This is a genomic window from Sphingorhabdus sp., from assembly GCF_046154385.1.
GTDB lineage: Bacteria > Pseudomonadota > Alphaproteobacteria > Sphingomonadales > Sphingomonadaceae > Sphingorhabdus_B.
In genome coordinates, this window is the sequence record NZ_JBJXFW010000003.1 from 1 (window position 1) to 14,521 (window position 14,521).

Sequence of the window (14,521 nt, forward strand, 5' to 3'; positions counted from 1 at the left end):
CCCGTCACCCTGAACTTGTTTCAGGGTCTTAGTTTTCAACGCCGCAGTAATAAGACCCTGAAACAAGTTCAGGGTGACGGGGATGTTCGTTAAATTTGAAAAAGGCTTTAGTTCAAAGCGGCCGGTAAGCGGCTTGCACAGTTTGGCCAACAAAGCGGCACCTTAAATCAGCAACCCCGCGGCATGGATTACGATGCCTGCCATGCCGCCGACCAATGTTCCGTTGATGCGGATATATTGAAGATCGCTGCCCACGGCGTTTTCGACGCGGTCGGTGATGGTGGATGCATCCCATCCCTTGATGGTGTCGGACACCAACGCCACGATGTTGTCGCCGTAATTTTCGGTCGTGCCGACAATAGCGCGGCGCGCGAAGCGGTTGATCTGGTGCTTCAGCCGGGCGTCCTCTTGCAAGGTGCCACCCAATTTGATCAACGCCTCGCCAAAGCTGCCTGCCAATGCCGCATCGGGATTGCGCGCAGCTTTTAGAAGGCCGCCGCGTCCTTGATCCCACAGGCTGTTGATCCATTTGCTCATCGCCGGATTTTCGAGCAATTGCGCTTTCCAATGGTTGACCTTCGCTTGCAATTCCTTGTCATGGCGCAGGTCGTGGGCAAGGCTGGCAAGGCCCTCTTCGCCTTTTTCCCTTAACGGGTGGTCAGGATCTTCGGCCATATCATGCAGCAATTTGTTCAAGCCGTTGACAATGGCATTGGCGAGCCGGTCGTCCAAGCCCGTCCAGCGCATGATGGTGTTGGCGCGTTCTTCGACCATCTCGCGGATCAGATGTTCGTTGGCTTCCAATGTCTTGGATGCCCATTTTATGATGCCGTCGAGCACCGGAATATGCCGCCGCTCGCGGATCATCGCGGTCAGCAACTGGCCGAGCAGGGGGGCAATATCCAGCTTGTCCAATTGTTTGCGGATCGCGCTTTTCGCAATCCCGCCAAGCCGTTCATCATCCAGCGCAGCAATAATGTCGCCCATCAGCCGTGATGCCCCCATTCGCATCCGGCCTTCGCCGCCCGATGGTGCGCTCAGGAACTTGCCCATTGCACCCGCCACATCCATGCGTTGCACACGGCGCGCAACGACTTTGGTGGTCAAAAAATTGGAACGAAGAAAGCTGGCGAGGGTACGGCCAAGCCGTTCTTTGTTGTTGGGTATAATCGCGGTATGCGGTATGGGGATACCCAACGGATGCCGGAAAAGCGCGGTGACGGCAAACCAGTCGGCAAGTCCGCCAACCATTCCCGCTTCGGCAAATGCGCGCAGAAATCCCCAATGGCCCTGATAGCGGGTTTCCATATAATTGCCGGCGACAAACAAAACGACCATGAACAATAGCAACGCGGTCGCAAAAATACGCATCTGCCGCAATTCGGCGTCGCGTTCTGCATAACGGGTCTTTTCCGACTGCCCGAGTTGGTTTGCTGACTTCACAACTACGCCTTAGCCGAAGCGGTGCGGCGCTGCCAAGGGTAAGGATTATTCGGCAGGCTGCAAACCGCCAAGATCGCCAGTGTCTTTGCCCGCTTTTTTCCCACTTTTGGCCATAACGACTTCTTTTTCGCCGTGCTTGTCGGGATCATATGTCAACAGGCGGGTCCGTAACCAAGGTCCGACACGCTTTTCAAAGCCGTCGGCAAGACTGAAACCCGCCGGAACAATCAGCAAGGTCAGCAAGGTGGAGACGATCAGACCGCCGATTACGACTGTGCCCATTGGTGCGCGCCACTGGCCATCGCCGCCCAGCGACAATGCGGTCGGCACCATCCCTGCGGTCATCGCAACGGTTGTCATGACGATCGGCTGTGCACGTTTATGTCCGGCTTCCATAATTGCCTGAAATTTGGGAACGCCGCGCGCCATTTCCTCAATCGCAAAATCGATCAGCAGGATGGAGTTTTTGGCAACGATACCAAAGAGCATCAACACACCGATGAACACGGGCATTGATATCGGTTGCTGAACAATGGCGAGTGCCAACATCCCGCCCAAAGGCGCGAGCAGCAGCGAGCCCATGTTGACCAATGGTGACATGAAACGGTGATAAAGGAGCACCAGCACCGCAAACACCAAAAGAGTTCCGGAAATCAGCGCAGTCAGGAAGTCACGCTGCATTTCTGCTTCCCATTCCTGGCTTCCAAATGGCGCGCGCGAAACTCCGGTCGGCAGGTTTTTCATAACCGGCAGGTTGTTGATTTTTGCATCAGCGTCCGATGACACGACGCCCGGTGCAAAATCGGCACCGATGAAAATCCGGAAATTCTGGTTCCGTCGTTGAATGGAGGTGGGGCCTGCGCCGAAACTGATATCGGCAACACGCGACAGCGGGACCGACCCGCCGGTCGCCAGCGGCACCGGCAGGTTGCGGATAACATCAAGGCTTTCGCGCGATTCCTTGGCCAACATGACGCGGATCGGGATCTGACGATCAGACAGCGAAAATTTCGCACTGTTCTGGTCAATATCTCCCAATGTCGCGATGCGAATGGTTTGGCTCAGGGCCACGGTGGTCACGCCCAGTTGCGCCGCCAGATCGGTTCTTGGCGTAATCAGGAGTTCGGGGCGCTGCAGGTCGGCAGAAATGCGCGGTGCACGCAGTTCGGGCACCGTCTTCATTTGTTCAACCAGAGAAGCCGCCGTTGAGTCGAGCACCTTGGGATCTGAACCGGAAAGCATGACGGATACATCGCGACCCGAACCGCCGCCGCCGGGGCCATTGGCCTGAAACGTCACGCGTGCATCCGCAATCTTGGTGAGCTGCGGCGTCAGGTCTTCTTCAAATTTCTGGCTCGTCCGGGCACGTTCATCATGCAACGTAACGAACAAATTGGCGCTACCTTCGCGTACACTTTGCAGGGCGGTTTTCACCTCGGGCTGCGCTTCGATGATCGCAGCGGCTTCATTTGCGACTTCGCGGGTTCGCTCCAGCGTGGTTCCGGGAACCATTTCGATGCGGATACGGCTGAAATCAAGGTCGCCGTCCGGAAAAAACTGCTTGGGTAAAACGACCATGAGGGCGATTGTCGCAACTAACGAGAGGGCCCCGATCCCCATCATCCATCGGCGATGGCCAAGCGACCAGCGCAGGATTTTCATATATTTGTCCATCCACGCGCTTTCACCATGTTCGGCAATACCACCGGACTTGAGGAAATAAGCTGCGATCATCGGCGTAATCATTCGCGCCACCGCAAGGCTCATCAGCACTGACGCGACGACAGTCAGGCCGAAATTCTTGAAAAACTGGCCGGCAACGCCTGGCATCAGGCCGACGGGCAGGAACACCGCAACAATCGAAAATGTTGTCGCCACAACGGCCAGACCGATTTCGTCGGCGGCATCGATCGATGCCTGATAGGCGGATTTGCCCATTCGCATATGGCGCACGATATTCTCGATTTCCACAATGGCATCATCAACCAGAACACCGGCAACCAGTCCCAATGCCAACAATGACATGGTGTTAAGCGTGAAACCCAAAAGATCGAGGAACCAGAAGGTCGGAATGGCCGACAAGGGGATGGCGATTGCTGAAATGACTGTTGCACGCCAGTCGCGCAGAAACAGGAACACAACGACGATGGCAAGCAAAGCGCCCTCGATCATCGCCGCCATCGAACTTTTATATTGGGCTTTGGTATAATCGACGCTGTTGAAAAGCGTGGTGAACTTGATGCCGGGATTCTCTTTTTCGATCTCGGCAATCTTTTTCATTGATTCGTCGAAAACAGTGACATCGGATGCGCCTTTGGCCCGTGACATCCCAAAGGTGACCACTTGCTTGCCGCCTTCAAACGCCATCGACCGTTGTTCGCTAAACCCGTCAGTGACTTGGGCGACATCAGCCAATTTGATATTGCGGCCATTGCCCAGATTGATCTGCGCCTGTCCCAGGGCATAGGCATCAGCGGCATTTCCAAGGACGCGAACCGACTGGCGTGATCCCGCGATTTGCGACTGTCCGCCCGATGCATTGACATTTTGCTGGCGCAGTACGTTGTTAATCTGGCTGGCGGTTACGCCGAAAGACTGCATTTTCGCAGGATCAAGCACCACACGAATTTCGCGGTTTACGCCGCCATTGCGGCTGACCGATGCCATGCCTTCGACAGCCAGCAAGCGTCGTGCAACGGTGTCGTCAACAAACCAGCTCAATTGTTCCAACGTCATGTCGCTGGCTTCGACGGCGAAATAGGCAATCGGGTCGCTGGAGGTCGCTACCTTGAAAATTTGCGGTTCCAAAATGCCGTCGGGCAAATCACTGCGGATTTGATCGACGGCGTTTTTGACTTCGCTTACCGCTGCATTGATATCGTCGCCGATTTCAAATTCCGCGCTGACAGTGGTATTGCCTTCGCTCGCGCTGGCATCGATATTTCGCACACCCTGAACGCTGCGGATCGCAGATTCGACCTTTTGCGTGATTTGCGTTGTGATTTCCGATGGCGCAGCGCCCGGTTGCGAAATCGAAACCACCACCACCGGAAATTCAATATCCGGATCGTTCTGCACATCCATGTTCATGAACGAAATGATGCCCGCCAGCGTCAACGCAACGAAAAGCACGATAGGAACTACCGGATTGCGGATTGACCAGGCGGAAATATTACTGAAGTTCATGGGCTGCGGTTCCGGTTGTGGTTCTTTTTACTTCTTTTTCAGAAGCTTGGGGTTAATAGTCTCATCTGGGTTCAGGAATCCACCGGCGTACAGAACAACGCGCTCCGTGCCATCCAAACCACTTGCGATAATCAGGCCGGACGCCGTCGTGTCACCGACTTTAACCGGACGCTGCTTTACCTTGTTGTCCTTGCCGACAATGTAGACAAAGCTGCCTTCACGGCCGGTCTGAACCGCAGACTCTGGCAATACCGGGGCGGTCATCGACCCGGCCTTGATTTCAACAGACGCGAACCCGCCGGGCCGTAAAGCCTTGTCAAAGGGCAGAGCGATACGCGCAATACCTTGACGGCTTTGCTCGCTTATCATCGGGGCCACTTGCCATATGGTGCCGGAAAACTGGCGGTCGGTGCCGACGGGCGTTACCGTTGCCGGGACGCCTTCGGAAACCAGCACCAGATCATTTTCGCTTAATTGCGCCTGCAACTCCATTTGTCCGTCTTGTGCGATCCGGAACAAGATGCCGCTTCCTGCGGAAACCGTTTGGCCTGTTTCCACATTTCGTTCGAGCACGAAGCCCGACACAGGTGCGCGAATATCCAAGCGCGCATTTCGGGCGCGGGTCTCGTTCAACTGAGCGTTCGCGACATTCACCCGCGCGCGCGCCGCGTCGCGTGTGGCGGTTTTGCGGTCAACATCGGCTTTCGAAATAAACCCGCGTCCGACCAATTGCATTCCGCGGTCAAGCTCGTTCTGGGCCAATTGGAGGTCGGCGCGGGCAACGCCGATTTGCGCCTCAAGTGCGGCAGCCTGCTGCGACTGCACCGAACGGTCCACGCTGATGAGGACCTGACCTTGGCGAACCCAGTCACCCGCATCGACATAGACCCGATTAACCTGACCGCCTTCGCCGACCACGCCAACCGGAATTTCGCGCCTTGCGGCCAATGTGCCGGTTGCATTGATGGCGCGAACAACCGTTTCGCGGCCGGGAGCGACTACCGTGACGGTTTGCGCTTGCGCGGCCTTGTCTTCTGCACCCGCCGCAGGGGCCGTGTCGCCGCCCATAAAATAGAACGCTGCACCGATCGCGGCCAATATAGCCACAATGACAAGTGCAATAACAATGCGCTTCCGGTTTGGACCCTGCCGTTCATCGAGGATGCCGCCATCCAAAGTACCGCTCATTGTAGTTTCGTAATTCATATCCGCTTTCCAAATGTAATCTCGGGCAGGTTGGCGCAAATCATTCAGTGCACGCCTTACTGTGTTACTTTAATAAGGCACTACTAGCAAGGCGCAGTTTTTATTTTGTTGGCGCTAAGAGCAATTGGAGTGCAACGACAATAATCGCACTCTGATCGTCACCGTCCTGATTACGATACCGTAAAGCGGTATCGACAACAATACAGACCGGCGTCTTCACTATTCGACAAACGACTTCAAAAAAAAGGCCGCGCCGGAATACCGGGCGGCCCTTTTTGTCAATTGGACGGTGTTTAGCGCACGCGACCGCGCTGCACCAGATTCAGGATACCCAGAACAACAATCGCACCTGCAAAGGCGACAAGTAATCCGGTCAGTGAAAATTGTTGGACGCTGCCAACGATTCCAAACTGGTTCGCAATCAGATTGCCGACCACCGAACCAACGCAACCGGCAACAACATTCCAGAAGATGCCCATAGATGCGTCACGATTCATGACTTTGCTGGCCAGCCAACCGGCGATGCCGCCCACAATTATTGCAACGATCCAACCCATTATCCCACTCCTTCTATGCGCCCAGTCTATGCATGGGCATCAGGAATGATAATCGGATTGCGCCCGAATGCCACCTGCAAAGCGGCAAAGGGATGTAAATTCGAAATTTTGAAGCCAGATCACGCCGGATCCGGCCCCGTTTGTGGTCAGTATTTCTGTTGGCGCTCGTACAGATCGCGATAATGCTGGATACGCGTGACGCGCAGGCCCGGCATTCCCGAACGATCAACCGCACGTTGCCACGACGCAAATTCTTCCAACGTCAGGTTGTAACGTTCGCACACATCGTTGATCGACAACAGGCCGCCATTGACCGCTGCGACAACCTCTGCCTTGCGGCGGACGACCCAGCGTGTTGTGCCGGCAGGCGGCAGACTGGACAAAGTCAGTGGCTCTCCCAATGGGCCAATAACCTGTGCAGGGCGAATTTTCTGGTTCTCAATCATAACGTCCTCGATACTCCATGCCCCGCATGGGTTGACTGTACCCCGGTTGCATCTTCTTCTATCTGCTGGTCTTTGATATAGGCTGAATTGGCTTGGTAAATGGCGTCTTTACACTTGTGATCAGCTTCATTTTCGCGCCAAAATGCACCGCACACCGCCACTTTTTCCGATTTTCTTGAGGCAAAATACTGGATGCGCTGGCTCGCAGCGTCTCCGCCAGCTGACATTGCGCCATCGACCCGCCGCAATAGTTGCACGGTGCGGCTATTCGCCTGCCGTGCCATAATCGCCGCTAGTAACGCCTTATGGTCATTTCGGCGAATGGCCGAATTTTGACTCAGAGACTCATGGGGGAATGTCATTTCCATGACACCCCCCTAGCGTTGCATCCTATAACAGGGGGTAAAGGCGGTATTCAGACCATGTTAGCCCAAGTTAACGGGAATTATCATTTGGCCCCCGATGCTGTTTCAAAACGAGAAATGCCAACGGAAAACTGGCCTTTTCGCGCAACTGCGCTTATGGACTGTGTCAAATGATTGACGCTATAAATTTCCACGATTTCCAACTTGGCCCTGATTTATCGGGAAAAAGGATCGTTGTCGCCATGTCCGGCGGGGTCGATTCGTCGGTCGTTGCTGCCCTTGCCGCCCGTTCCGGCGCTGAAACCATTGGCGTTACGTTGCAATTATACGATCATGGCAGCGCGGTGAAACGGGCAGGGGCGTGCTGCGCCGGCCAGGACATTCGCGATGCCCGTGCGGTCGCCGATAAACTGGGAATCGCCCATTATGTGTTCGACCATGAAAGCCGCTTTCGCGAATCGGTAATCGACCATTTCGCTGACGAATATATGGCGGGGCGCACGCCTATTCCTTGCGTGCGGTGCAACATGGGGGTGAAGTTCACCGATCTTTTCCGTTTGGCAAAGGAATTGGGGGCTGATTGCCTCGCAACGGGGCATTATGTCCGCCGCGTCGAAGGCGTGGATGGCGCGCAATTACACCGCGCCGCAGACCCCGCCCGTGACCAAAGCTATTTCCTGTTTGCAACGACGCAAGACCAACTCGACTATCTGCGTTTCCCATTAGGGGGAATGCCCAAGCCACAAGTGCGAGAGATAGCGCAGGATTTGGGGCTGATCGTGGCGATGAAGCCCGATAGCCAGGACATTTGCTTCGTGCCCGATGGCGATTATGCCAGCGTCGTCCGTAAAATACGCCCGGATGCCGAACTGGGCGGCGACATTGTGCATCTGGATGGACGGGTGCTTGGCCAGCATAAGGGCATGATCCATTATACTGTTGGCCAGAGAAAAGGGCTGGAAGTGGGCGGACAGCCGGTTCCGCTGTATGTCATACGGCTTGATCCATCGACGCAGCGCGTGATTGTCGGCCCGCGGGAGGCATTGGCCGTTGACGCGGCGCGTATTGTTGACGGCAATTGGCTTACCGACGTGCAAGGTCGCGAAATTATGGCGAAGGTCAGGTCGATGGCAAAGCCTGTTGCGGCCTATATCGACGGCAATTGGCTGCGCTTTGCAACACCTGAATATGGGGTTTCGCCCGGACAGGCGGCTGTATTTTATGAAGGCGAACGTGTGCTAGGTGGCGGCTGGATCGAAGAAACCGTGGCAACAATGCAGGAGGCCGCGGCCTAGCTAAAGCGCTTCGATCTCGACCTTGCTTAGCTGCACACACCCAAATTCACCCCGGCGTTCCGCAACCGCTTCTGCCAGAAACGGAACAGATGCATAAATACGCTTGTTTGCAGGGTCGTCGGACAGGCTGACCATTTCCATTCCGGCTTCTTTATCGGTTTCGCAACTGGCCATATCGCGGCCTTCGATATAGCGGCATGAACAGGCGATATGGGCACCATAAGCAACGCCGACCTGCGCTTCTCCCTTTATGGTCGACCAATTCCATACAAGCCACGCGGCGAACACCGCGATGAGCATCCCGGCACCAACCTTTAGCGTGCGTGCCAGTCCAAACGGTGCATTGGTCGAAGCTTTCGAAGTTGCGGTTGCCATGTGCCCTCCAAATGGTGCATCGGTATGCCATATGCCTAGAAACAAATCCGCCCATGTCGCAACCGCTTTTTGCATTATGGCCGCATTGGCGCTCGGGTCATGTGGTGAACAACCTGCTGCACAAGCGACTGCGCGCGGTCAAACGATAATCGCAAGCGACGCCGTCGTCAGCAAAGAAACACTGAATGATGCGATTGCCCCGTTTTTTGAAGATCCGGCGCTTTCGGAAACACGCGCGCTGGTGGTGATGCAGGGTGGCCGGGTAATCGCGGAAAGATATGCACCGGGTTACCGGCCGGACACCCGACTGATAAGCTGGTCGATGGCAAAAAGCGTTACGGCAACTTTGGTCGGTTTAATGGTGGCGGACGGACGTCTCGCTCTTGATGAACCAGCGCCGGTACCCGAATGGCAGACCCCGCGCGACAGCCGTGCACAAATTACGTTGCGGCATTTGTTGCATATGTCATCCGGTCTTGATCACACCGAACTGGCCGAAGGTGATGTCGAGATTTTTGATGCGGATACACCTCGCATGCTTTTTCTGGATGGGCGTGAAAATGTCGCACGCTATGCCGAAACACGTCCATTGGAGGCGCAACCGGGCAAGAAATTCGAATATAGCAGTGCGACCAGCAATATTCTGGCCGACATCATGACCCGTTCCCTTACCGAAAGCACCGACCCCGTTGTGCGGCGTGACGCGATGCTGGAATATGCGCGTGGGCGTCTGTTCGAACCGCTGGGAATGACGAGCGCGATGCCGCAATTTGACCGGAATGGCACAATGCTGGGCGGCAGCATGATCCATGCCACAGCCCGTGACTGGGCCAAATTCGGTGAATTTTTAAGGAATAACGGTTCTGTTCGTGCGGCCCAGTTGTTGCCGACAAGTTGGACCCGGTTCATGAAAACGCCGAGCAAGAACGATAACAGCTATGGCGGACACATTTGGCTCAACCGGCCCAACAATGCAGACCGCAATCAGGTTTTATTTCCCGGAAAAGCGCCATCCGATGTGTTTGCGGCCCTCGGTCATCTCGGGCAGTTCATTATCGTATCGCCGCAACATCGGCTTACAATTGTTCGGCTCGGCAAAACCGATGATGGAAAGCTTGACCCATTGGATGACCAGTTTGTAAAACTGATCGCAATTTTCCCTAAAAATTAAGCAGATGCGACCGGCGCGTCGTCACCAAGGTCTTCGAACCAGGCTTCAACCGGGCCGCTGAGTTTGATCAACAACGGATTCCCTTTGCGGTCACGCGCTTTGCCCGCCTGCACCTTGATCCAGCCTTCGGAAATGCAATATTCCTCCACAGTGGTCCGCTTTTCGCCTTTGAATTTTATGCCGACGCCGCGTGAAAGCAGGTCACCGTCAAAATGCGGGCTGAGTGGATTGATGGAGAGATGGTCGGGCGGGGTGTCGGCTTTTTCTGTCATAGCGCGGGCCTTTGCCGGAAAGCTTCGCGCTTGGCAATATCGGCTGAGCAGTGCAGAGGCTTTGCATGGCGAAATCCGATCAATATGATGCGATAATCCTGGGTGCTGGCGGCGCTGGCTTGATGTGCGCGCTGACCGCGGGTCAACGCGGGAAAAGGGTGCTGGTGATCGACCACGCCAGCGGCCCGGGCAAAAAAATTCTGATATCAGGCGGCGGCCGGTGCAATTTCACGAATGTCAACGCGACCAGCGGGAACGCGAAAGAACGGTATTTGTCGGCCAATCCCCACTTCGCCAAATCGGCACTGGGGCGCTACACGCCGGGTGATTTTATCGAACTTGTGGCGATGCACGGCATTGCCTTTCATGAAAAAACCTTGGGGCAGTTATTTTGCGACGACAGCGCGCGGCAAATTGTCGAAATGTTGATGGCAGAATGCGACAAATCCATCGCGACCGGTGGGCGCGTGGATTTTGCGTTTCACGCGCCGATATCTGCGGTCAGCCATGCCGATGGACGGTATAGCGTGCTATATAATGGGCTGAACGCATCGGCACCCGTTTTGGTGGTTGCGACAGGTGGCCCCAGTATTCCTAAAATGGGTGCGACGGGCTTCGCTTATGATCTGGCACGACAATTTGGATTGAAGGTCGTGGAACCGCGCCCCGCGCTCGTGCCGTTCACATTGGGTGGCGACGATGTGCTGTTTCGTGAATTGTCTGGCGTGTCCGCCGATGTTGACGTGCAATGCGGCAAGATACGGTTTCGTGAGGCTGCACTTTTGACGCACAAGGGATTGTCCGGCCCCGCAATTTTGCAAATTTCATCCTATTGGCGGCATGGCGAACCGATTGGTATCGACTTCTTGCCGGACCAACCGCAAGGCTGGTTGCGTCAGTTCAAACGGGAAAAACCACGCAGCTCGGTAAAATCCGCACTGGGTTCGGCATTATCTGCCCGGCTTGCCGACATATTGGCCGACCAGATTGGGGAAGCGTGCAATCTTGCCGATATACCGGATCGCCGATTGGAAGAGGCCGAAAACCGGCTTTCCGCGTGGCAATTCACACCCAATGGAACCGAAGGCTATGCCAAAGCCGAAGTGACGTTAGGCGGTATCAGCACCGATGGACTGTCGCAGAAAACGATGGAAGCCAAAACGGTTCCCGGCCTTTATTGCATTGGCGAGGCCGTGGACGTTACCGGCTGGCTTGGTGGCTATAACTTCCAATGGGCCTGGGCCAGCGGCGTGGCGGCAGGGTTGGCGTTTTAGGTGCGACGCGGTTTGAAACGGCAGGGACAGCCCACTCGAGGACTGTCCCTAGCCGTGAAACTTAAGCTGCTTCTTTCTTTCGCGAAGCTTTTTTCCGTTCGTTGGGATCAAGGATCGCCTTGCGAATACGGATATTCTTTGGCGTGACTTCGACCATTTCGTCGTCGTCGATATAGGCAATGGCTTGTTCGAGCGTCATGACTTTGGGCGGGGTCAGGCGGATGGCGTCATCTTTGCCGGTCGAACGGAAGTTCGTCAGCTGCTTGGACTTCATCGGGTTGACTTCAAGGTCGTCCGGCTTGGCATTTTCGCCGATAATCATGCCTTCATATAAAGCTTCGCCCGGTGACACGAACAAAATGCCTCGCTCTTCCAATGGCCCAAGGGCGTAAGCAACCGCTTCGCCGTTGCCGTTGGAGATAAGCACGCCATTTTTCCGGCCTTCAATCGGACCACGATAAGGGCCGTATTTTTCGAACAAGCGGTTCATGATGCCGGTGCCGCGTGTGTCGGACAGAAATTCGCCATGATAGCCGATCAGACCGCGCGATGGGGCGCTGAACGTTATGCGGGTTTTGGCGCCGCCCGAGGGGCGCATATCGGTCATTTCACCTTTGCGGAGGGCCATTTTTTCAACGACTGTGCCGGAATGTTCTTCATCCACATCGATCACGACGCTTTCATAAGGCTCGGTGCGGTTGCCGGACTCATCTTCCCGATAAAGCACCTTGGGACGCGAAATGCCCAATTCGAAACCTTCGCGGCGCATCGTTTCGATCAACACGCCCAACTGAAGTTCTCCGCGTCCGGCCACTTCAAAGCTGTCACGGTCAGCAGACTCTGTGACGCGGATCGCGACGTTGCTCTCGGCTTCGCGGAGCAGGCGGTCACGGATCATCCGGCTGGTAACTTTGGTACCTTCGCGGCCTGCCATCGGCGAATCGTTCACCGAAAAGCGCATCGACAATGTGGGCGGATCAATCGGTTGCGCGTGCAACGGCTCTGTAACGCTCGGTTCGGCGATTGTGTCGGCCACGGTCGCGGTCGTTAGACCTGCGATAGAGATGATATCGCCGGCTTGTGCCTGATCCACAGGAATTCGTTCCAGTCCCCGGAACGACATGATTTTTGACGCGCGGCCAGCCTCGACAATTTTGCCATCCGGGTTCAGCGCGTGGATTTGTTGGTTGACCTTGACGGTGCCCGACAAGACGAGGCCCGTCAAAATGCGGCCGAGGAAGTTGTCACGGTCCAACAAGGTGACGAGCATCTTGAACTCGCCATCCACATCGGCTTTCGGTTCAGGAACGTGCGAGACAATGGTTTCGAACATTGGCGTCAACGTGCCCTCACGTGCGCTCGGGTCAATGGACGCATAGCCGTTGCGGCCCGACGCGTAGAGGACAGGGAAGTCGAGCTGTTCATCGGTAGCATCGAGCGACACGAACAGGTCGAAAACTTCGTCAAGTACTTCCTGAATGCGTTCGTCAGGGCGGTCGACCTTGTTGACAACAACAATAGGACGCAAACCGAGCGCCAATGCCTTGCCGGTCACAAATTTCGTTTGCGGCATGGCGCCTTCGGACGAATCGACGAGCAGGATAACGCCGTCCACCATGCTCAAAATGCGTTCAACTTCTCCACCAAAGTCGGCGTGGCCGGGGGTGTCGACGATGTTGATGCGGGTTTCGTTCCATTCAACGCTGGTGCATTTGGCAAGAATCGTGATGCCACGTTCTTTTTCCAGGTCGTTGGAATCCATTGCGCGCTCTTCGACGCGTTGATTGTCTCGGAAGGTTCCGGACTGGCGGAAAAGCTGGTCAACGAGGGTGGTTTTGCCGTGGTCGACGTGCGCGATGATGGCGATATTACGCTGGGACATTTACAAAGTGCCTTTTGGGAGGTCAGTTAGGCAGCAACTTGCCACCGGATTCTGGCGCGCCCTTAACGCAATATGTGCTGCGGCGCAACATTCGAACGGCCAAGTGAACGAAAATGGACGCAGCAGTGTGTTAGAATGCTGATCGGGCGTTGCGTTTGAAGGCGGTTTCCAGCTTTTTCGGGTTGTAAAGCGACAAATGTTCTTTGGTGGCAAGACGCAGCGCCAAGCCGGACTTGAAATCGGCACGCCAAGAAATCAGCGAAGCCGAAAACACTTCGCCAGTTTCGGTGTTTGCCATGTCCTGTAATCGCCGTGAAGCATCCAGCAACAATTGGCGTTCATTGACAAGTCGGGATGCGGAAAACCTCTCGTCAATCAAACCCAATTGATGGCGCGCACCACGAACCAGCAATTTTGTCGCCTCCTCGTCGCCCTTTTGATGCATCGCCAATGCGCCATCAATGGCCGCGTCGATCAGGTGCAATTGATCCTTCAAGCGGCGTTCCTGTGAGGGGTTGCCGTCACATTCCCGGATCGCACGTACATAAGTCGCAAGCGCCTCCAATGTTGCGGCGCTCGGTTCCTTGCCCGCGAATTCTTCGACGATCAGCGTTCGTATCAAGCGTTCCAGCGCCGGATCTTCAGGCGCACGCGAAACCTTGCCCGGATGTGCAAGATCAGGAATTTCAACCGGATCATAGGTCTTGTTGCTGCGTAATATGCTGAAAAAAGAACTGGTTACATCGGCTGTTCCCGATGCGGATGACAGGCCTTCGACACGGAATTGTGCGTTATTACGGCCATTGTCGTGGCAGCTGTTGCAGCTTAAGCCTGCCTTTGCGGCTTGTCCGCCGAGCAAGCTAGGCGTGTTGAATATGGCCAAACCGGCGCTCACCGTGGCGGCATCACGCGGATCGAATGACAAGCACGTGGTGGGTTGTGCGGTTGCCGCGCTGATCTCGGAGCCCTTGTCGGTCCACCACAAGGATTGCAAAATAGGGGGAGGCGAGGCTGCTATTGCGACCCCGCCCCCTATCCCGACGGCGATC

13 protein-coding genes are annotated in these 14,521 nt (G+C 55.5%); 3 read left to right on the plus strand and 10 right to left on the minus strand.

The window, feature by feature from the left end; genetic code table 11:
* Window positions 1–162: 162 nt before the first annotated feature.
* The 6 genes from ACKVOS_RS00205 to ACKVOS_RS00230 form a co-directional block, all read right to left on the minus strand.
* Window positions 163–1,371, minus strand: coding sequence for a DUF445 domain-containing protein (locus ACKVOS_RS00205; RefSeq protein WP_409210053.1), 1,209 nt, complete (start codon window positions 1,369–1,371; stop codon window positions 163–165).
* Window positions 1,372–1,488: 117 nt separating this feature from the next.
* Window positions 1,489–4,629: an efflux RND transporter permease subunit gene (locus tag ACKVOS_RS00210; protein WP_409210004.1), complete on the minus strand. Its 3,141-nt coding sequence runs from the start codon at window positions 4,627–4,629 to the stop codon at window positions 1,489–1,491.
* Window positions 4,630–4,656: 27 nt separating this feature from the next.
* A complete protein-coding gene (locus ACKVOS_RS00215; protein ID WP_409210005.1) occupies window positions 4,657–5,835 on the minus strand; it encodes an efflux RND transporter periplasmic adaptor subunit in 1,179 nt (392 codons plus the stop codon).
* A gap of 293 nt (window positions 5,836–6,128) precedes the next feature.
* Window positions 6,129–6,392 carry a GlsB/YeaQ/YmgE family stress response membrane protein gene (locus ACKVOS_RS00220; protein WP_409210006.1) on the minus strand — a complete coding sequence of 88 codons (264 nt, stop codon included), beginning with the start codon at window positions 6,390–6,392 and terminating at the stop codon, window positions 6,129–6,131.
* Window positions 6,393–6,538: 146 nt separating this feature from the next.
* Window positions 6,539–6,838 carry a DUF1153 domain-containing protein gene (locus tag ACKVOS_RS00225; RefSeq protein WP_409210007.1) on the minus strand — a complete coding sequence of 100 codons (300 nt, stop codon included), beginning with the start codon at window positions 6,836–6,838 and terminating at the stop codon, window positions 6,539–6,541.
* Window positions 6,835–7,206: a hypothetical protein gene (locus ACKVOS_RS00230; protein ID WP_409210008.1), complete on the minus strand. Its 372-nt coding sequence runs from the start codon at window positions 7,204–7,206 to the stop codon at window positions 6,835–6,837. The genes ACKVOS_RS00225 and ACKVOS_RS00230 overlap by 4 nt, the downstream gene beginning before the upstream one ends.
* A 167-nt stretch (window positions 7,207–7,373) precedes the next feature.
* On the opposite strand from ACKVOS_RS00230, the gene mnmA reads away from it, so the two are divergent.
* Window positions 7,374–8,498 carry a tRNA 2-thiouridine(34) synthase MnmA gene (mnmA, locus tag ACKVOS_RS00235; protein ID WP_409210009.1) on the plus strand — a complete coding sequence of 375 codons (1,125 nt, stop codon included), beginning with the start codon at window positions 7,374–7,376 and terminating at the stop codon, window positions 8,496–8,498.
* On the opposite strand, the gene ACKVOS_RS00240 is transcribed toward mnmA, so the two are convergent.
* On the minus strand, window positions 8,499–8,873 hold the full coding sequence (locus tag ACKVOS_RS00240; protein WP_409210010.1) for a hypothetical protein: 375 nt from the start codon (window positions 8,871–8,873) through the stop codon (window positions 8,499–8,501). It abuts the gene before it with no gap.
* Window positions 8,874–8,904: 31 nt separating this feature from the next.
* Here ACKVOS_RS00240 and ACKVOS_RS00245 point away from each other — a divergent pair, with 31 nt between their 5' ends.
* On the plus strand, window positions 8,905–10,044 hold the full coding sequence (locus tag ACKVOS_RS00245; protein ID WP_409210011.1) for a serine hydrolase domain-containing protein: 1,140 nt from the start codon (window positions 8,905–8,907) through the stop codon (window positions 10,042–10,044).
* On the opposite strand, the gene ACKVOS_RS00250 is transcribed toward ACKVOS_RS00245, so the two are convergent.
* Window positions 10,041–10,316 carry a DUF3297 family protein gene (locus ACKVOS_RS00250; RefSeq protein ID WP_409210012.1) on the minus strand — a complete coding sequence of 92 codons (276 nt, stop codon included), beginning with the start codon at window positions 10,314–10,316 and terminating at the stop codon, window positions 10,041–10,043. The genes ACKVOS_RS00245 and ACKVOS_RS00250 overlap by 4 nt on opposite strands.
* A gap of 65 nt (window positions 10,317–10,381) precedes the next feature.
* Between ACKVOS_RS00250 and ACKVOS_RS00255 the strand changes: the two genes are divergently transcribed.
* Entirely contained in the window at window positions 10,382–11,590 is a 1,209-nt protein-coding gene (locus ACKVOS_RS00255) for an NAD(P)/FAD-dependent oxidoreductase (RefSeq protein ID WP_409210013.1), read from the plus strand.
* A gap of 61 nt (window positions 11,591–11,651) precedes the next feature.
* Here ACKVOS_RS00255 and typA read toward each other — a convergent pair whose 3' ends face one another.
* Both typA and ACKVOS_RS00265 read right to left on the minus strand, forming a co-directional pair.
* Window positions 11,652–13,472 (minus strand): translational GTPase TypA, encoded by a 1,821-nt coding sequence (gene typA, locus ACKVOS_RS00260; protein ID WP_409210014.1) that lies wholly within the window; start codon window positions 13,470–13,472, stop codon window positions 11,652–11,654.
* Between the two features lie 130 nt (window positions 13,473–13,602).
* Window positions 13,603–14,397, minus strand: coding sequence for a hypothetical protein (locus ACKVOS_RS00265; protein ID WP_409210015.1), 795 nt, complete (start codon window positions 14,395–14,397; stop codon window positions 13,603–13,605).
* Window positions 14,398–14,521: the final 124 nt, after the last annotated feature.